This window comes from Paenibacillus campinasensis, assembly GCF_002272015.1.
Classification (GTDB): domain Bacteria; phylum Bacillota; class Bacilli; order Paenibacillales; family Paenibacillaceae; genus Paenibacillus_AQ; species Paenibacillus_AQ campinasensis.
The window spans coordinates 82,490-102,789 of sequence record NZ_NPBY01000013.1; the positions used below are offsets into that span (position 1 = coordinate 82,490).

Consider the following 20,300-nt stretch of genomic DNA (forward strand, 5'->3'; position numbering starts at 1 on the left):
GCAACGGAGGAATATCGATGAATTTGAATTTCACGCTCTCAGATCAGGATCTAGCGGCGGTACGCCAAATCGTCGGAGGGGAGATCGCTTATTGCGTCCCGGCCGACCTGTCGCTGGAAGGGCGGCGGCTGGAGGGCTATCTGGCGATCGGCGGCGGCAGGTGGGCGTATGTGCAAGACGGCCAGGTGCGGGATCACGGGGACATCGCGGAGGCCAGCGATTACAAGCTGATGCCGTTCGTTGGCAATGCGGTGCTCGAAGCCACGGAGAACGAGACGAAGCGAATCATCGTCAGGGTGACGATGCAGCATGCGGCAAGGTACGGCTATATCGCCCAAATCTTGAACGACATGGCCGCCAGTCGCCCCGTCCGGATTTATCATGACGAAGCGGACCCGGTTTGTGCAGCATGCGGGCGATCGCTCGTCCCGGGTACGCGGGTATGTCCCCGCTGTATGAGCAAAGCAGCCGCTTTCAAACGACTGCTTCTTGTATCGAGAAGTCACTGGCGTAGCTTGATGCTCGGTCTTGGCGTCCTGATCGCCGCTTCGGCGCTGGCGCTGGCGGGACCTTATTTCCAGAAGCTGCTCGTCAACGCTGCGCTGGTGCCCCCTGCCGGGCAAGAAGCGAGCGTTAGAGTGTTCATCCTTGCGCTGGCGGGGATGCTGTTCACCCTGGCCTTCGGCGAGCTGCTCGGCATCGCCAGAAATCGGATCATGGCCAGCGTCAGTTCGGGCATTGCGGCCGATTTGCGCAAAACGGTATTCGATCGGATTCAGAGTATGTCGCTCGGATTTTTGACGTCGCAGCGGGCGGGTGACCTGATGAACAGGGTGACGGCCGATACGGACCGCATCCGTCATTTGATTCAGGAGATGTGCACGACGGCCATCTACCAACTGATCATCCTGATCGCTTCAGCGACGCTGCTCTTTTCGGCGGATTGGCGGCTGGCGCTGATCGTGCTGCTTCCGGCGCCATTCGTTGCTTATTTGCACTACTATATTTGGAGACACGTGCTGCACAAGCTGTTTCACAAGCAGTGGCGCATCTCCGACAAGGCGAACTCGTTCCTTCATGATGTCCTGAGCGGCATTCGGGTCGTCAAGGCGTTCGGCCAGGAAGAGCGGGAGATCCGCAGATTTCGGGAATACAACGGTGAATTCGCCGCTGCCGCGATCAAGAGCGAGAAGTTGTACAGCATTTTATCGCCTATCTCAAATTATTTGATTCAGATCGGGCAATATCTCGTTCTCATGATCGGCTGTTACATGATTATCGGCCGGGAAATGAACGTAGGCGAGCTGATCCAGTTCAGTGCCTATGCGGCAATGATATTCGGGCCGATCTCCTGGTTGATGTTCATGCCGCGCTGGATTGCGAATGCCGTCATTTCGATGCATCGCGTATTCTCGGTGATCGACGAACAGCCGGAAGTCATCGATGCAAAGGACGCAGTGGGGCACCGGATTCGGGGCTCGATCGAGTTCTCGGGCGTTTTTTTTGGTTACCGATCGTATGAGCCTGTTCTGAAGGAAATCAACCTCACCGTGAAGCCGGGGGAAATGATCGGTCTTGTCGGTCATTCCGGTTCGGGCAAATCGACGACGATCAACCTGATTTCCCGTTTTTATGATGTCAATGAAGGGGAGATACGGATCGATGGCATCGATATCCGGATGATCCGGCAGGAGGATTTGCGCTCGCAGATCGGCGTTGTGTTGCAGGAGACCTTCCTGTTCAGCGGGACGATTGCGGAGAATATTCAATACTCGAAGCCGGGCGCGAAACCGGAAGAAGTAATCGAGGCGGCCAAAATCGCCAACGCGCATGATTTTATTATCAACTTGCCCGACGGTTACGACACGAGGCTCGAAGAGAACGGGAACAATTTGTCGGGAGGCGAGCGACAACGCATAGCGATCGCCCGCGCCGTGCTGAACGATCCCCGAATCCTCATTCTGGACGAGGCGACGGCCTCGCTAGATATCGAGACGGAAGCGGCCATCCAGGAGGCACTGAAGCGGGTGACGAAGAATCGCACGACGATCGCGATCGCGCATCGTCTCTCTACACTGCGCAATGCCGATCGACTTGTCGTTCTCGACAAGGGGCGGATCGCGGAAATCGGCACGCATCGCGAATTGATGGAGAAGCGGGGCATCTATTATAAGCTGATTGCCGCCCAGCGCAGCATGTCCCGCAAGAGCGGATCGTCCGCGGTGGTATCGCCGCAAGTTTAGGCAGGTCGGTACAAGGCGTGGCAGCGAAATCAATTGAATGAATGTGGGCTTTTGCTGTAAGCCTAAACAACGACTCGAATGAAAATATCGAGTCGTTTTGTATGTTTTTTATGACAGCTATTCATTTTGTTCGCAGTGGCGAGTACCTCTTAATTTACTGCCGCTAGGATCTCGTGCCTTCCCGGCTGCAGTATTCTGGAATCGTTCTGCAATTTCAATTCCGCTGTTGTGGTTTAAGTATGAACCGGGTTTCTTTTTGGGAGGACGGTTATGCCAGCCACGGTTTCGAATAGCCAACTGACCACCGCACCGTAGGCATAATGATTCAGACTGTTGTCGGGCTTGCAAAAGAAATTTGGCAAATGTAGCCTCGGCGCGCGCATAGAATCCCGAAGGCGTGTTCAGATGCGACACTCCTTTTCACTCGTATCTCGTTTACTATTGCCCTATGGTACGACGTAATCTGCCCTTATGTACGATATCTAGTCCGAATCGATCATGTATAATGAATAATAAAGAAGGTTATCACAGTGAATGGCACAACCGATTAATTTGCAATCCATATTCAGATGGGGGTACTCATATGACATTGCACACATCCATAGGGAGAATAAACATAACGGATCAGGTTATTTCGAAGATTGCCGGAACAGCAGCGAAAGCAACAGATGGTATTGTATCGATGACCGCTGGCCTTGTGGACGGGGCAGTTAAGCATTTAAGCGGCAAAAGGATGATGAAGGGAATTCAAGTAAAAATCTCAGATGCAACGGTTTCAGTTGAACTGAGAATTATTGTTCAACACGGGTTGAAGATCCACGAGGTATGCCATGGTTTACAGCGTAACGTCCGCGAAGCTATCGAACAATTAAGCGGTCTTACGGTTGCTGCGGTTCATGTTCGTGTGGAAGGATTGTCCCTATCATAGAAAAGACTGACATTAAGAACTTGCAGATATATATCATGAAGATAGGAGAAGAGAATGGAGTTAAACGCTAATTGGATTGGAAAAGAAACTACCTTAACGGCCGCAAGGATCCCTATCGTATTGTGGGTTCTTCTCGTAACCACAGCAACCATAACGTTGCAGACGATCGTCAATCCTGTCATTGTTCCGACCATTTATTTCCTTGTTATGATTGCCGTCCATGTGTTGTTGTACTGGCATGTGAAGGTCGTCGTATCCGTCTCTCGATTACTTTACGTCACCGTCCAGGGCGTTTTAATTTTCAGTACAGCCCTTTTGATGCCTGATGGTATGCCAGCGCTGTTGATCGGGCTGCTACCCGTATTAATTGGTCAGTGCTTGGCTATCTATCGTAGGTTAATCATTGTATCCATGATTTTCGGGATTCTGTACGCTTGTTTTTGCATATTTACTTTAAATACGCAGTGGTCCAATGATATATTGTTATTCATTGCGTTGATGATCTTTATGACCATTATCATCATATCGTATGCAATATTATTTTACAGGCAAGTTGAATCTCGGATGCGGACCGAATTTTTTCTGAAGGACTTAAAGCAAGCTCATGATCAAGTCGAACAACTTACTATCGCCAACGAAAGGCAACGAATGGCAAGAGATCTTCATGACACGCTTGCACAGGGGCTGGCGGGGCTCATTATGCAACTTGAAGCGACTGAAGCGCATCTGAATAGAGGGAACTTGGAGCGTGCCAAGGAAATAGTTAATAAATCGATGAGTCAGGCCAGACGAACGTTGGCTGATGCAAGGAATGCCATTGATGATTTGCGTGCTCGGACGCTGCCTGAACTTGATTGGCAGGATGCAGTGAAGAGTGAGATTCATCGATTTTCCTCTGCAACAGGCACTCCAGTAAAGCTAAATAATGCCGTTAAGATGCGCTTGTCCGGGAAGACAATGGAGCATCTTCTCTATGTACTACGAGAAGCATTAACGAATATCGCAAAGCATGCCGAGGCAACCGATGTTATCGTTCAAATGGAAGACACTACCGATGGGAACTTCCGTATGACGATTCGGGATAACGGTATCGGATTTAATCCGGACATCATCGGTAACCAAGCGGGACACTATGGGCTTATCGGCATAAAGGAGCGTGTTCGGTTGATTGGCGGGCATGTAAACATTCTGAATACGGGAACAGGTACTTGTATTCAGATTTTATTACAGAAAAAGGAATCGGAAGGCGGATAAGATCATGAAACATAAGATACTGATTGTGGACGACCATTGGGTGGTACGGGAAGGATTGAAAATGATTCTGGAAACGGATGAGCAGTATGAAGTCATCGGCGAAGCCGAAGAGGGAGAGTCGGCGATAGGCCTGATCAAGGAAGCCGAGCCGGACATCATTTTGTTAGACCTGAATATGCCTGGTGGATTGGACGGTCTGGGCACGCTGGAAAAGATGAAAGAGCTCCAATTGGAAATACCGGTGATCATCTTGACGACTTATAATGAGGACGAGCTGATGATGAATGCTCTAGCCCTAGGCGCCAAAGGATATCTGCTGAAGGATACAAGCAGAGATAACTTGTTTCGAACGCTCCAGTCTGCCTTGCGTGGCGAGACGCTGCTGCAACCTGAAATTACGTCAAGAGTGTTTGCATTCCGCCAGGATCGGAAATCCTCATTAGTGCCCGAATCATCTTACCAGGTCACTCCGAAAGAGCGAATCATTTTACAAGCGATAGCAAGAGGGGCGCGAAATAAGGAAATCGCCTCGGACTTGGGAATATCGGAAAGAACGGTGAAAGCTCATCTAACCAATATTTATAACAAACTGGGAGTCGACTCGCGGTCGGAGGCGGTAGCTGTATCAATCGAAAAAGGAATTCTTCAATTGTAAGACATCGCACTTAGCCTTGGTCTGCCCATACTTCTCTATCTGCCTGGTCGTACCATAGGAGACCCTATCGTACGATTTTTTTATTGTGTCGTAGATCCCTTCTTTGCACAAGTGTGGAATCCTTTGTTTCATTATGAAGAAACGGAACGAGAATATGACAAGGAAGTTTCCGAATTGGATGTATGATGACCACCAGTCCATATTTTTTCTTCCCGATCGTACATGTAGGGCATGCCCTTTTGTACGATTTTTTTTGATCCGTTATTCGATATGATCGGGTAAAGAGGTTGTCCTGCAGGCAATTCCTCTCGATTACTGCTTGATGAAAGGGGAAGAAATAGAGTTATGGCAAAATGGTTATATCGCCTCGGTGCATGGTCTGCGAGGAAAAGGAAATCGGTAATTATTGGAGGATTCGCACTGCTTATATTGCTCGCGACCTTGGGGCTTAGCCTGGGAACTTCCTTTACGGGGGAGATGACCATACCTGGCACCAAATCAGACCAGGCCGCTGACATTTTAAAAGAAGAATTTCCGTCGTCCGATGACGGTGGTCAGATAAGGTTGGTTTTTAAAGCCGATGATGGCACCCTTGAATCAGACATCAGTAAGAAATGGATTCTTCAGGCTTTGGAGGACGTCCAAAAGGATTCGTTCGTAAAATCCGTGTTGAGTCCATACGACGCAATGACGATAAGCCCAGACAAAAAGATCGGATATGCCGATATAACGTATGTTCAGCCGGCAAACGAGGTTGGAGAGCACTCAAAAGAGCATGTTCTGGGAATTGTGGAATCCTTACGCGGGAAAGGGATTCAGACAGAGCTCGCAGGCAGCGTGGCATTCTCGGAAATTGAAATCGGTGCAATCTCTGAAGTAATCGGAATCCTGATTGCCTTTATGATTCTGGCATTCACCTTTACATCGTTCCTTGTTGCTGGTCTTCCGATTTTGACGGCCGTCATCGGTCTTGGCATTGGATTAATGACCATCATCATCGGCTCCAACTTTATATCGATGTCATCTTTCTCGATTACGCTTGCCGTCATGCTCACTTTGGCCGTAGGCATCGATTACGCTTTGTTTATCGTTTCCAGGTATCGCCAGCAACTGGCAGAAGGATACGACCGTCATACGGCAATTGCGCAGGCCAATGCTACGGCCGGAAGTTCGGTTGTATTTGCGGGATTAACCGTTATCATAGCTCTGGTGGGGTTGTCCGTTGTACAGATTCCGTTTATTACCATGATGGGTCTCGCCGCAGCGGTTAGTGTACTATTCGCAGTATTGATCGCCGTTATATTTGTACCGGCCGTATTGGGAGCTGCAGGGGAGCGGATCAGTCCTTCACGTGAGAATAAATGGCTTCGGAGATGGTCAGGGAGTAAAAAGGAGAAGGTCGGCGGTAGTCGTTGGGGCAAGGTCGTAACGAGAAAGCCTTGGCTTACATCCATTCTATGCATTGCCATTCTGATCACATGCACCGTACCGTTTCTCCACATGGAGCTTGGGTTGCCAGACAATGGCTTGAAGTCTACCGATACGACGGAGCGCCGCGGCTATGATCTGCTAGCCGAGGGATTCGGAGAAGGATTTAATGGACCTCTTGTAATTGTGGCAAGAGCTAAAGGGAGTGCAGATGCTCAAACGGATATTGAAAAGGCAACGGCATATATAAAAGAACTGCCAAATGTAGCAAGTGTATCGCCAGCCATTCCAAGTCCTTCGGGGGAGACGGCTATCATCAATTTGCTGCCGGAGACGGGTCCACATGATATTCGTACGACCGAGCTTGTAAAGACAATTCGGGACAAGGCAGACCAGATCAATAAGGACAGCCATTTAGAAATCATGGTCACAGGCGGAACAGCGGTTAACATCGATATTTCCGAAAAGCTTGCTGAAGCGTTGCCTAAGTTTGCGCTGCTGATCGTTGGTCTTGCCTTCGTGCTTCTCATGCTCGTATTTCGTTCCGTGCTTGTACCGATAAAAGCCGTAATTGGGTTCTTGTTTACGCTAGGAGCTACTCTGGGCTTTATTGTATGGGTTATACAAGACGGTTATCTTGCGAGCCTGTTCGGCATTCCCGAACCTGGCCCTGTACTAAGCTTTCTGCCGATCCTTGTAACAGGCATTCTGTTTGGTCTTGCTATGGATTATGAAGTATTCCTTGTCAGTAGGATGCGCGAAGAGTACACAAATACGGGCGATGCACGCCAATCCGTAAAAAACGGAATCACACATAGCGGTCCGGTGGTTACAGCAGCAGGGCTGATCATGATTGCCGTATTTGCCAGCTTTATTTTGGCCGAGGATCCAATCATCAAGTCCATGGGACTGGCACTTTCCTTTGGAATTCTGGTTGATGCCTTTATCGTACGTATGACCCTTGTTCCGGCGATCATGACGATCTTTGGGAAGAGTTCCTGGTATTTGCCAAAATGGTTGGATCGTATCTTGCCCAACATTGATGTAGAAGGCGAATCTGTTATGAAAGACACACAAGGAATGGATCAGGGATCCAAGGGATAAGCTTTATCGTTCGGCCATCCTGAAGTTTAGTGATAGCTCAAGTCTCTTACTTGTGATACAAAGGACAGTAGATTTTGCTTCCAAATCGTACATAAAGGGCACGCCCTTCATGTACGATTTTTTGGTTTCCGATTAGTTTCTCGGTTTTTTAACCCGCTGTGTATAAAAAGATCAGTGGGTTTTTATACGTGGAGAAGGAGAATTAGTATCCAGTTTAACTGGTAACGCGCTTTTTAATATTTACAAATCATGTTTAGTTTCTCTATGGTTCGTTTTCGTAAGCAGTTATATGATCTTGGTGAGCATCAAAATGAAAGCGCTGCATATTCATGCAGCCATTAAGGGGGGGAAATAGCGCATGTGGATGCGTAAAATCAGTCTGCTGTTATGCAGTCTGATTCTGGTGATCATGACGGCATGCAGCAGCAGCCTGGGAGGTGATGCGAAGACAGTCGACCCCGACAAAGCGGAAGAGGCCGTCAACGCGCCTGCGGAAGCGACAAACGAGCAGCCGACAAACGATTCAAGCAGCCAGGGAGTATTAACCGGTACGTCTGAGATGGATTTTGATATGGGCGGCCGCACCATCAAATGGGTGTCCTGGTATGACGAGTCCATCCAGGAAGACAACCCTGACAACATTGAACGGAAACATAACTTGGAAGAGCTGATGAAAAAACATAATTTCAAAATGGAATACGTAGTCGTGGATTTCGGCGAGTACCAGGATAAGGTGACAGCCTCGCTGGTGGCGGGCGAACCGATCGGCGACATCATCCGGGTAGCGCGGCCATGGATGATTCCGACGCTGGTCAATCAAGGATTGTTCGCGCCGGTGGATGAATACACGAAGAATGAGAAGGTATTTATCCAGCAGTACACGAACGAGTACTCCCAATACGAAGGAAGGGGCTACGGGTTCAGGACCGGCATTAACGGCGCGTCATCCGGCATTTTCTATAACCGCACGTTAATGAATCAATTGGGCATGAAGCCACTGCAGGACTACGTCAACGAAGACAACTGGAACTGGGGGACGTTCATTCAGGTCGCGAAAGAAGCAAACAAAGATTCCAATAACGACGGCAAGTTAGATATTTGGGGTCTTGCATCCGCTTCCTTGCTGGTTCCTGCCATGGCCTCGAACGAAGCGAATCTGGTCATTCTCGATCAACAAGGACTCGAGGATCCCAAAACCTTGGAAGTGCTGAACTTCTTGTCGCGTCTCGCAACCGAGTCGGTGGGGAGGCCAACGGAAGGGGGAGACTGGACCGAGCCGGGCCAATTTTTTCGCCAAGGCAACACATTGATGGTTGCAGGCAGCGATTATGAAATGGAAAACTTCAAGCAGGACATGCCGGATTACGATATCGGATTTCTCCCATTTCCGAGAGGGCCAAGCGCATCAAGCTATCATTCGCATAATACGATCCCGAATTACCTGACGATTCCAAGCGCCGTAGAGCATCCCGAACGTCTGGTGTATATCTACGAGAAAATCAACGATATCGACTCGATCTACGACTATCCGAAACAATCTACGCTGGAGACTTTATTCAGCAACGAGGACGATATTCAGAATGCCAAGCTGGCCGGTGAGAGCATTAAAGTGATTGATACCGAGAGCGGATACCCATCCATGCCATATTACGAATTTATAGGGGAAATCATGGAAGGCATCCCGGTATCGACGGTCGTCGAGAAATATAAAGGGCCGTTCCAGGCGGCGATTGATGCGGTTTGGAAAAAGTAATCATGGTCTCAAAAGGAATCTAGGCCAGTCCTCCCGGCGTATTGAAGGGAAGAGTCAGGTACAGCGTTACAGATGGAAGCGACTTTAGATCAATGCCTTTTAACGGCAGACGGTGGATAGCCTTTCGCTTCCTTGAACACTTTGCTGAAATAGGAAAGATCTTGAAAGCCGCAGGATTCAGCGGCTTCCGTCACGGTAACGCCGCCGGCCATCAGCATGATTTCAGCATTATTGACACGTACCCGCTGCAGGTATTCCTTGTAGGTCGAACCGGTATTCTTTTTGAATAGTTTCCCTAAATAAACGGGATGGAGGTTGAACTGCTCGGCAAAGTCGTTTAACGACAAGTCTTCCGCATAGTGTTCTTCAATGAAGGAAGTCAGCTTCTTGATTCGCGGATCGATAGGCATGATCGTTTGGCGATGCATGCCGTGAAGGAGCCGATGGAGAATGAGTTCGAACAATGCACGGGCATGAATCATATAAAACGGTTGTTTATTCATCCACACGTGGTTGAACTCCCGGATGTAGGCAAGAATCTCCTTGGTGATCAATTTCTTCGTAACGACGCCAAACGGAAGCCGGATATGATTGTGCGGCTCGGCCCAGAAAAAATTGAAAGGATACGCATGCATGGGAGATTCCTTGAAGGTATGGGCTTCCCGTACGCTTCCTCTGGGTACGTACACCAGATCGCCCGCCTCAACTGCAAATTTTTTGCCGTCAATGTAGTAGTTTGCCCGGCCATTAACGACGAACGTCAAATCGTGAAACCCGATGCGGGCCTTCTGAATTCTCCAATCCGGATAACATTTGCGGTCCACGAACAGAAAAACATTCGGTACGAGATGAGGGTGATATTCAAGCTCCAAGCGAAGATCGCCTCCTTTTAAAACAAATTGTAATGTCCCAAGGATCATTTACAACCTGTGATTGGATTGTATTTAACATGGAATCACCATGGAATCTCCGCTTGTGATTATCGAAATTGTCAAATGCGAGAAGGGAACGGAAGACGCTCGGCGTGCTGTTTGTTTAGCTAAGGCGATTAACCGATTGTTAGCGGAGCAAGCGATGGAGTGGAATTGACAAGCTGGATAGGTATTCAACCGAGTACGCTCTGATTCACGAAACCAAAAATTATTAGGGAGGAGCATTTTCATGAATTCATGGATTAAAAAAGCATTATGTACATGTTTGTCTCTTGTCATTGCATTGTCTCTTATGGCGGTACCTGGTGATGTTTCCGCAGCTAGTGACGCCGTCGTGAATGTATCGTCGGAGAAACAAGTGATTCGCGGTTTCGGAGGCATTAACCACCCGGCATGGATCGGCGATTTGACGGCAGCACAGAGAGAGACCGCTTTCGGGAACGGGCCGAATCAGTTAGGCTTCTCGATACTAAGAATCTACGTGCATGAAGACCGAAATCAATGGTACCGCGAGCTGGAGACGGCCAAACGAGCCATTGCTCTTGGAGCTATTGTCTTTGCTTCGCCATGGAATCCGCCCGCCGACATGATTGAGACCTTCAACCGTAACGGCGTGTCCGCAAAACGACTTCGATACGACAAATATGCCGCGTATGCCCAGCATCTTAACGATTTCGTGACGTACATGAGAAACAATGGCGTCGATCTGTATGCGATATCCGTCCAAAACGAGCCCGATTATGCACATGACTGGACATGGTGGACACCGCAGGAAATGCTTCGGTTTATGAAAGAAAATGCCGGATCGATCAACACGAGAGTCATCGCGCCGGAATCGTTCCAGTATCTGAAAAATATGTCGGATCCGATTTTGAATGATCCCCAGGCGCTTGCCAATATGGATATTCTCGGCGCTCATCTGTACGGGACCCCGATCAGCAATTTCGCTTATCCGCTATTCAAACAAAAAGGAGCGGGAAAAGATCTCTGGATGACGGAGGTATACTATCCGAACAGCGACAACAACTCGGCGGATCGCTGGCCCGAAGCCCTGGATGTGTCTTACCATATCCACAACGCGATGGTAGAGGGCGATTTTCAAGCTTACGTATGGTGGTATATCCGCAGATCTTACGGCCCGATGAAGGAGGATGGCACGATCAGCAAACGCGGCTACAATATGGCTCATTTCTCCAAGTTTGTCCGCCCCGGCTATGTCAGGGTGGATGCCACGAAAAATCCTGAATCCAACGTTTACGTATCAGCTTATAAAGGTGACAACAAAATCGTTATCGTTGCGATTAACCGGAGCAGCGTTGGGGTCAATCAGAACTTTGTCCTGCAAAACGGATCGGTTTCGCAGGTATCAAGGTGGATCACGAGCAGCAATAGCAATCTCCAGCCAGGAACATCTCTCAATGTAACAGGGCGCAATTTCTGGGCTCATCTTCCCGCGCAAAGCGTTACAACTTTTGTGGGTGAACTCGGGCGGTAACATACCGATAATGCATAGGAATCAAAGTACAAGACAAAGGGCTCTGTCTTCAGATCGTACAGGACGACTTGGAAGGTCAGCTCTTTGTTCTGGCTGCAAATTAGTCAGCTGCCCTTCGATGCTCAGACGCATTATATTTCAGGCGGTTTACCTTTAGGCTCCATAATTATATAAGCCTTCAAACACAGAAATTGCTCGACTGTTGTTTGAAGGCTTTTTATCATGCATCCATTAAAAGATAGATCGTCTGCACCTAGTTAAACAGGGGATAAGACTCCATTGCAGACGGGCTTGTGGACATGTACGCTACATCGTTAATTCCTCATGAGGGTTGATCGGTCACAATCTGCCATTCAATCCCGAATTTATCGATGACTTGACCTGTGGCCGGGCTGAATCCCGTTTCCTGGAGCGGCATGATTTCCTTCCCACCGTTTTGCAAAAGGGAAAAGAGTTTTCTCGCGGTTTCGGCATCTTTAACAACGATCATTAAGTTGATGGAAGAGCCGGGCTGCGGAGTTTGGCCGGGAAGGTAATCGGCCAGCATGATCTCGGAATTTCCGATTTTCAGGTGAGCGTGCATCACGCGTCCTTCATTCTCCGGTGTAACCTCAATCCCCATTTCTCCAGGCCAGTCCCTTAAATACTCTTGTCCAATGATTTCCGCACCGAAGAGCTCCTGGTAAAATTGAATGGCTTCCTGGGCCCTGCCGTCCAGCATCAGATATGGCGTAATGACGATATCCATCGTTATCCCATTCCTTTCTGTTGTAAATAGAAGTACAAGTTCATACTGACAGAAAAACGAGCGAATAACTTCTCATGCATTGCGGTTTTTTAATGAGTCTGCGAGCAGCTTCAGGACATTGACCACGATGGGCGGGTCTTCCGGGAGGGCTTCACGCAGCGTGATTGTAAAGGCTTGGTTGTGATCCTGGGGGAAACGCACTTGGTGCTGCACACGGCCGCGCAAGCAATCATCCAGTACGAAGTAACGCATCGGATTGAAGGTTTTCTCAATCGAACATGCAAGGAGATAGTAGGTCCCGTTCGGAATATGTTCAAAAAGATGCGTGTGCTTCTTGGTGAGTGCGACTCCGACCACCGGCCGGTGATTGGGGATGGGGCTGTGGAATAATCCTACAAACGTAACTCCGGCTTGGTAGCCTTCGGGATAACGGACGGACACAAGACATCGACTTGTTTCCGATGCAAGCGGGGCCTCGTGATGGCCAATAACCGTTGCATCCGTTTCTTCACATTTCTTGGCCACGCTGTAAAGCGCTTCGACTTGCTGCTTATACTCGCGGGGAGAGAGTCCGGTTTTTCTTGTGAATGTGGTAGAGAACGTGCCGATGCTGGAATAACCTGCATCATATCCGGAATGAGTCACAGAATGTTCATGCCGGAGCAGGGCCTGTTTGGCGAACTCGACTTTTAATGAAGACAAATAATCCGCTGCTGAAAATCCTGTCAAACGCTTGAATTCTCGGCTGAAATGATACTTGCTGTAACCGAAATGGTTGGCGACTTGTTCCACGGTGATATCTTGTGTGACAGATGCTTGCATATACGCAAGAATGTCAGGAATCCGTTCCTTCACGGTCCTGCTCCTTTCGCTGACTCAGTTCATTTTAGTTTACTGTACCATAAATCCAGTCCACCGGGGAACAATCTAAACGGCAAGCATAAGTGCTCTATTAAAGTGTCATGATGCAGCCTTTGCATCAGTATCCCTTTCATTCAGGGAGCATAGGAGCGGGGAAGGGAGCAGAAGCAAGAGGGAGGAACAAAGAAAAATGAAGTAAATAGCAGCGGATGGAGATTACTAACGATCTGCTTGATTCGATTTGAAAAATTGGGCATCCCTACATGGCTCAAGCTCCATAGGTTGTTTCTTCTTACCAACCTTGTCTGTTTCTGCTGCCTGACCAAACGGGATAATCATGCAAGGGCTCGAAAAAAGTGGAAGTAATCAAAAGCCGCTCCGATGGTAGGAGCGGCTTCTGTAATCCTGATTATTCTACCGTAATCGAGCCGACGGAGGAGGTCAGCGTAATCAGTGGACCGCCGCCATTCACATCGCTTTTTCCTTTGCTTGCTCCGCTGACGCGCCCTAGATCCGTTGTAATTCTTAAGCTGTATGAAGCATCCGGGGGAAGCTTGGCGGTAATCGTGCCGACATCGGTGGTGGCTTTCAAGGCGCTTCCGCTCTCGATTCCGTCGAGCTGAATACGCAGGTTGCCAAGCTCGGATTGCACACTGGATTTGCCCTTCAGGTTCGCTTCGTTGATGCGAATCACACCGACGCTGTTGAATACGTTGTATTCGCCATCCAATCCACTTAATCCGATTTCGCCGACATCTGTCGAAATATCGAAATGAGTGACTTTGGCAGGCAGCTGCACTTCATAGTTGATCCCGAATTTGGAGTCTCCAAATTTTCGCTCGGCCCAAGTCCATAAGTCTGTTTCCGGATCTCCCTGGGGGTGGGCGACAACAACCATCTGATCACCTTCTACCCGTACCGAAATGCCCGCTTCCTTGACGATTTCTTCCATCATCGTCTTGTACCGGTGGTTATTCGAGGTTTGAAGTGATGCCTTCACACTCAGCGTATCATCCGGACTTGCGGATACCTCAATGTTGCCTACGGAATTTTCGATCTTCACAGCTTCCGTGATGCCATCCTCCATGATGACACTCAGATCTTCTCTCACGCTGTTGCTGAGCATCTGATCATACCACTTGGCAGCCGAGCTTGACGTTTCATCGGCTGTGCTGCTTTCGCCTTGGGAACTGTCACAGCCGGAAAGGACAAGCATGGAACCAAGTGCGGCGAGCAGCAACTTCTGTATATTTTTATTCATGATCATCAGCTCCTTGTTATTTACGGCTAGGCAGCCGTTATTCTACCACCAGGATGCGCGGAGAAGATTTCTGAACCACTTTGGAAGCTCCCCACGCACCAAGCGCTGCTGCGATAATACTCACGGATGCAATTGCAGCGACTCCTCCTGAATGGAGGATCATAGGTAGCTCCACAATGCCGTAGCCGACGAGGATACTCTGCAGCAGGTTCGGAAGACCATAGATGCCGATCACGATGCCCAGCAGCGCGCCGAGTATGGAAAGCGCGGCAATGCCGAGCGTAATGGACGTCCGTATCTGCCGGGAGGTCATTCCAAGTGACTTATAGATGCCGTAATTCCGGCTTTCCTTGCGGATATTGATCCGGCATGTGCTATAGATAATGATGAAGGTGACGATGGTAAACAACAATCCGATGAAGCTCATCGGGTAGATCATAATGTTGGCCGCTTCCGTAAAGACGGAGTCGAGCAGTGTTTGCTGCGTTACGATAGACGCCGAATCTTGAAACGCCTCATTAAGATCGCTGACAACGCCATCCGCCTCGGTCACGTCATGAAGATTTATAAACGCAACATCCAGCAGGTCAAAGGACGGATTGGCGGCTCTGGCAGCATCGATGGTGACGCGCGCGGAATACGAAGAATTCGAGATCGCCTGATAGATGCCGGTAATGAGCAGCGTCTGCTTGTTTCCTTCAATATAGACATCGACCGTATCGCCGATCGTTTTGTTTAACGTTCGTGCTACGTTGACGCCGAGGGCAATTTCGTTCTTGTAGTGCGGATTATATCCGGATACGGTGTCAAAGCCCATCTGCTCGTAGCTGCCGTCCAGCACGCTTAAATAGATGCTTAGCGGGCTGCTGCCCTCCGCGGATCCAGAGGCCGATTCATCGGCGATCATCGCCGTTGTATTGCCCTGCCACCCGATATCCTTGATTCTTGGATCGTTTGCAACAGCCTGCTCAAATTGCTCGCGAGGGAAGGTCATTTTATTAATGACCAAGGCGGAGATGTTGGCTGAATCATATCCCCACTTGGCGGCGGTTTGCTGAATGCCGAAAATGCTGTTGAGAACGATGAACCCGAGCACCAGTACAGAGGAAGCCAGCGTCGTTAGAATCAGCATCAGAACAGAGCCTTTTCTGTTCTTGATCAGATTTCTGATGCCGAGGACAGCCATTACAGGCAGGTTGCCAAACCCGATTTTGCTGGTGCCATCGGCATTCATTCTTTGGGCGAACTTGCTGCTCTTCGCCTCGGACATGCCAAAGCGTATCGCTTGTACAGGCTGGACGTGGCGGGCCTTTCTGGCGTACAGCGCCACAAACAGGATGACCACCGCGAATAAGAACACACCGACAAGCACGGCGGCATCCAATCCCCGAATCTCCATCTGCGTATTGCTGGTGCTCAGAGAGGAGACCGACATGCCGATCACAATTTTGGACAGCATGCGGCTGAGCGCAAGTCCAGGGATGACGGCGATGAAAGCCAGCAAGCCGTACTGCATCATATAGGTTCCAATCGTATTGCTGGAGGTCATGCCCAGCGACTTGAGAATGCCGATCGTTTTGTAATTGGCGAGAACGGCATCCGAAATGGTGAATCCGATAGTAATCAAGGCAATCAGCATCATGACCAGGCCGAGGAAAATCATGATGAAACCGACAATCTGACCGATGATCAGGTAGAAGGAGGAGATCGCCTCAAACTCCATTTTGGTCTCAAGGAACGGCCCGCCGAGCGCGGCTTCAAAGTCCGACCAATAGGCTGCATTTCTGTCATAGTCGTCAAACCGCAACCCCGTCATGTAAGCATCCTGTCCAGGCAGCGGAGCGATCTGCTCCTGATAATCGTCCGTGTTCATCCAGATGCGGGACGTATTGGTGAACGGTGCGCCGAATGGAACGTCAACGACAACTGCGGATATGCTGAGCGGCAGCTGTCCGGACCCGATATGAAAGCTGACGGTGTCCCCGACAGACATTCCGTAAGCATTGGCCATGGAGGTAGGAACCCAGACGGTGCCTTTGGCCGGCGAAGCACTTTCTGTTCCTTCTGCAAAAACCAAATCATCCACCACAAACGGGCGCTCCGGCGTCTGCATCATATGCAGATAGGCGTTCGGAATGTTCTGGTTATCGTAGGTGATGCCCGATAAGGTCCGGTATGGCAGCAGCTTGGAGACGGATACGCCTTCCTGGGCTTCCCACCATTGATGGACGAGCTGCGGATCATGGAGCCCCTTTTCCTGCATGATGATCTGATGTGAGCCGTTCGTTTTCTTGTGCATATCAAAGAACATATTGCCTGTATTGGCAATGATGATCGTTGCCGTTGTCACCAGCAACGTAGACAGCAAAATGAGCAGAAGGATGAACAGATTCTGAATTTTGTTCTTCCGGATATGTGACCAGCAAAGCGTCCAGATGGCGGCCATGCGATCACTCCTTCCCTGTTACAAACGCAAAAATCATCGCTTCCCGATCATGCGTATCATGGGCATCGTATTTATCAAACTCCAGGACGCCGCCAATTTTGCCGTCGCGGATATAAATGAGCCGGTCTGCCCGGCAAGCGGCTTTCATGTCGTGAGTGACCATAACGACGGATTGACCGTTACGATTGATGTCGGTCAGGATGTCAAGAACCGCATGGCCGTGTTCAAAATTCAGGCTTCCCGTCGGTTCGTCCGCAAACACGATATCCGGGGAGTTAATCAAGGCTCTCGCAATGGCGGCACGCTGCTGCTGCCCGCCGGAGGTTTGAGCAGGCAGACGGCTGCCTTGCCCTGCGATTCCCATCGCTTTCATGAGGCTTTCAGCTTTTTTCTTAATATTCGATTTCTTCTGTCCGGCGATATAACCAGGCAAAGTAATGTTATCCAGAATGGACAGGTCCGGAACGAGATTGATGCTCTGATAGATGTAGCCGATTCTTCTCGAGCGAAATTCAGACAGCTCCTGCTCGGTGAAATTGTCGATGCGCTGATTCTGGAAATAAACCTCGCCGGCCGTTACGTTATCCAGCCCGCTGAGCATGTACAGCAGGGTGGACTTCCCGGAGCCGGAATTTCCCATAATGACAGTAAAATCCCCTTCATATATTTCCAGATCCAAATTACGGATGGCGTGATATTGTTCGCTGCCGCTGTTGTAAGTTTTACTGAGATTTTTAGCCGTTATAATCGCTGTCTTGGCCATACCCTCACCCCTATTTTATTTTCCTCCACTTTACCTTCAGAATGTTGCAGAAGACTTATTAAGTTATTAATAAAGTATTACAGGCGGAATTAACATAGGGGCAGGGTGAAATAGAAGGTAGTTCCTTCGCCGTGTTTGCTTGTGAAAGAAATCGTTCCGCCATGTGCCTCGATAATGGTTTTGCATATCGACAGTCCTAGGCCGGTGCCGCGCTGCGGGGCAGAACCCGGGTTCCCCCGGAAATATCGCTCAAAAACAAAAGGCATATCCTGCGGACGAATTCCGCTGCCTGTATCGGCGATGATCACTTTCAGCATGCCGGCTTCAAGCTGAACATCAATTCGGATCGAGCCGCTCGGCGGGGTATGTTTCAGCGCGTTGGACACCAGGTTGGATATGACCTGTTCAATCCGAATGGCATCAATATAGATCAATACATTGGGGATTTCCTGAGGCCCGATGTAGGTCAGCTCGTTCGTGCGGACATAGTGGCCAATCGGCTTCAGAATCTTATGGAGAACCTCCCGGCTGTATTGCTCGCGGGGTTCGACGGTAATTTGACCCAGATCCTGCAGGGTCTGAAGAAGGAGATCCTCGACGAGCCTGGCCATTTTATCCGTATGCGTCCGCATAATTTCGACATACTCCAGCATCGTTTCCGTATCGGAACAGACGCCTTCCAGGATGGAGTCAATGTAGGCCTTGATCGTGGTAATTGGTGTTTTGATTTCATGTGAAATGTTGGTGATGAGTTCCTTCTGTGCTTTTTCCTGCTGGATTCTTTGCATGCTTAAATACATGATTTCAGTTCGCATCTGGTCAAACATCGAATACAATGCGCCCATTTCATTCAAGCTGGCATAGCTGGGCTGTTGTTCATAATTGCCCTTCAAGATGGCTTCGACGTGAAGCCTGAGCTCAAGAATTGGCGATATGAAGTGGGTGTGAATGGTCCGTTTCATCACGATGAGCAGCAAGAAGAGGCAGAGGGTCACGAGCATGATAGCGGCAAAAGCAACAATGGGCCGATAGTCGGACTGCGCGGGAAACACCTGGGCTTCCGGAAGGAAGTACACGGCATTTCCCACCTGACGCAGGGAGCTTTCGTCAATGACAGGAAATGCGATCTGGAACAGCCCGTTGTTGTGCAGGCCGGAGTACATATCATAGCGCAGAAAACGGTTGATGTTATCTTGCGGGAGGGGCGGAAGAGCGTTTGAGCTGAACGATACAGACCCGTCCAATTCGACATAAGCCAGCCCGATCTCACGCTGGGTCGCCAGACGGTTTAATTCGGTCTGCACTTCAAGCGTCCCGATATGTTCATGATGCTGCTCCAAATAGAGCATCAGTGGATTGACGGCCAGGCGCACTTGATGAATGACGCTTTGGGGAGCCGCGTCCCTGCTGTCTGATAGAGCATAGGAAAGCAGATAGAAGCTGCCACCGAGCAGAGCTGCAAGCAGCAGCCATGCGATGGTCAGCGTTTTATTCGTCCAGCCCTTTAATGTCATGTCGCCTTGCCTCCTGTTGGTTAGTCTGCACTGAATTTATAGCCTACGCCCCATACGGTTTTGAGGTAGACGGGATTGGACGGGTCAGCTTCAAGCTTCTCCCGCAGCCGACGGATATACACGGTCACGGTATTCTCATCCCCGTAGTTGTCATATCCCCATACCGCATCCAGCAGTTGGGATTTGGAGAAGACCTGGTTCTTGTGGGAGGCTAAGTGATAGAGCAGCTCAAATTCCTTGGCAGACAGCGACACTTCAGCTCCGTTTACGGCGGCGATATACGCTTTTTTGTTGATTTCAAGATGCCCGAAACGCAAAATATCCGGGTCCTGATGGACGGTACTGACGCTTTCATATCTGCGGAAATAAGCATTGATGCGCGCCAGCAGCTCCGTGATGGAAAAGGGCTTGGTCATATAGTCATCCGCCCCGAAGCCGAAACCGAGCACTTTATCCGTGTCGCTTCCTCTGGCGCTTAGGATCATGATCGGCACATTGTTCTTCTCCCGGATCTTGCGGCACAGATCGACGCCGTCCATGTCCGGGAGCATAATATCCAGGATGATATAGTCCGGTTCCAGCATGTCTAGGATGGTAAGCCCATCCTGACCGTTTCCGGCAACAGCAGCCTCGTAGTTATTTTTTATCAGGTAATCTGCCAGAATTCGAGAGATATCCTTTTCGTCTTCGATGATGAGAATCTTTTTTGGTCGAGACATTACCATTCTCCCATGCTGTAAGTTTTTTTATCGAGAAATACGATATCTAAATTATGGCAAAGGGATAAAAATACTTCAAGCATAAAACATTTTTACGTTCTTTTTACACAAAACGATTGATTATAAAATCATAAAATGTGAGAATGATACGTATGTTGACGAATGGTATATTATGGAATAGTATAAACAACATGGT

At 49.3% G+C, this 20,300-nt stretch carries 15 protein-coding genes; 7 read left to right on the forward strand and 8 right to left on the reverse strand.

Annotated elements, in window-relative coordinates; genetic code table 11:
- The first annotated feature begins 17 nt into the window (after positions 1–17).
- The 6 genes from CHH67_RS04750 to CHH67_RS04780 all read left to right on the forward strand — a co-directional run bounded on the left by CHH67_RS04750 (position 18) and on the right by CHH67_RS04780 (position 9,365).
- Positions 18–2,243 carry an ABC transporter ATP-binding protein gene (locus CHH67_RS04750; protein WP_095263839.1) on the forward strand — a complete coding sequence of 742 codons (2,226 nt, stop codon included), beginning with the start codon at positions 18–20 and terminating at the stop codon, positions 2,241–2,243.
- 583 nt (positions 2,244–2,826) lie between these two features.
- Positions 2,827–3,171 carry an Asp23/Gls24 family envelope stress response protein gene (locus CHH67_RS04755; protein ID WP_095263840.1) on the forward strand — a complete coding sequence of 115 codons (345 nt, stop codon included), beginning with the start codon at positions 2,827–2,829 and terminating at the stop codon, positions 3,169–3,171.
- A 54-nt stretch (positions 3,172–3,225) separates the two neighbouring features.
- Positions 3,226–4,425, forward strand: a complete 1,200-nt coding sequence (locus CHH67_RS04760) for a sensor histidine kinase (protein ID WP_095263841.1) — start codon at positions 3,226–3,228, stop codon at positions 4,423–4,425.
- Positions 4,426–4,429: 4 nt separating this feature from the next.
- Positions 4,430–5,080 carry a response regulator gene (locus CHH67_RS04765; RefSeq protein WP_095263842.1) on the forward strand — a complete coding sequence of 217 codons (651 nt, stop codon included), beginning with the start codon at positions 4,430–4,432 and terminating at the stop codon, positions 5,078–5,080.
- A gap of 345 nt (positions 5,081–5,425) precedes the next feature.
- The gene (locus CHH67_RS04775) at positions 5,426–7,612 is read left to right on the forward strand and encodes an MMPL family transporter (protein WP_095263844.1); all 2,187 of its coding nucleotides are present in this window, start codon (positions 5,426–5,428) and stop codon (positions 7,610–7,612) included.
- A gap of 358 nt (positions 7,613–7,970) precedes the next feature.
- Positions 7,971–9,365 carry an ABC transporter substrate-binding protein gene (locus CHH67_RS04780; protein WP_095263845.1) on the forward strand — a complete coding sequence of 465 codons (1,395 nt, stop codon included), beginning with the start codon at positions 7,971–7,973 and terminating at the stop codon, positions 9,363–9,365.
- An 89-nt stretch (positions 9,366–9,454) separates the two neighbouring features.
- Here the strand turns inward: CHH67_RS04780 and CHH67_RS04785 are convergent, their stop codons facing one another.
- Positions 9,455–10,237 carry a helix-turn-helix transcriptional regulator gene (locus CHH67_RS04785; protein ID WP_095263846.1) on the reverse strand — a complete coding sequence of 261 codons (783 nt, stop codon included), beginning with the start codon at positions 10,235–10,237 and terminating at the stop codon, positions 9,455–9,457.
- Between the two features lie 289 nt (positions 10,238–10,526).
- On the opposite strand from CHH67_RS04785, the gene xynC reads away from it, so the two are divergent.
- Positions 10,527–11,792 (forward strand): glucuronoarabinoxylan endo-1,4-beta-xylanase XynC, encoded by a 1,266-nt coding sequence (gene xynC / locus CHH67_RS04790; RefSeq protein ID WP_095263847.1) that lies wholly within the window; start codon positions 10,527–10,529, stop codon positions 11,790–11,792.
- Between the two features lie 322 nt (positions 11,793–12,114).
- Here xynC and CHH67_RS04795 read toward each other — a convergent pair whose 3' ends face one another.
- From CHH67_RS04795 to CHH67_RS04825, 7 genes are all read right to left on the reverse strand, one after another.
- On the reverse strand, positions 12,115–12,540 hold the full coding sequence (locus CHH67_RS04795) for a VOC family protein (RefSeq protein WP_095263848.1): 426 nt from the start codon (positions 12,538–12,540) through the stop codon (positions 12,115–12,117).
- A gap of 72 nt (positions 12,541–12,612) precedes the next feature.
- Positions 12,613–13,395: a helix-turn-helix transcriptional regulator gene (locus CHH67_RS04800; protein WP_095263849.1), complete on the reverse strand. Its 783-nt coding sequence runs from the start codon at positions 13,393–13,395 to the stop codon at positions 12,613–12,615.
- A gap of 415 nt (positions 13,396–13,810) precedes the next feature.
- Positions 13,811–14,662 (reverse strand): DUF4097 family beta strand repeat-containing protein, encoded by an 852-nt coding sequence (locus CHH67_RS04805; protein ID WP_095263850.1) that lies wholly within the window; start codon positions 14,660–14,662, stop codon positions 13,811–13,813.
- A 37-nt stretch (positions 14,663–14,699) separates the two neighbouring features.
- A complete protein-coding gene (locus tag CHH67_RS04810; protein WP_095263851.1) occupies positions 14,700–17,108 on the reverse strand; it encodes an ABC transporter permease in 2,409 nt (802 codons plus the stop codon).
- Between the two features lie 4 nt (positions 17,109–17,112).
- Positions 17,113–17,871 carry an ABC transporter ATP-binding protein gene (locus CHH67_RS04815; protein ID WP_095263852.1) on the reverse strand — a complete coding sequence of 253 codons (759 nt, stop codon included), beginning with the start codon at positions 17,869–17,871 and terminating at the stop codon, positions 17,113–17,115.
- A gap of 89 nt (positions 17,872–17,960) precedes the next feature.
- Positions 17,961–19,385: a HAMP domain-containing sensor histidine kinase gene (locus CHH67_RS04820; protein ID WP_095263853.1), complete on the reverse strand. Its 1,425-nt coding sequence runs from the start codon at positions 19,383–19,385 to the stop codon at positions 17,961–17,963.
- A gap of 20 nt (positions 19,386–19,405) precedes the next feature.
- Entirely contained in the window at positions 19,406–20,104 is a 699-nt protein-coding gene (locus tag CHH67_RS04825; protein ID WP_095263854.1) for a response regulator transcription factor, read from the reverse strand.
- Positions 20,105–20,300: the final 196 nt, after the last annotated feature.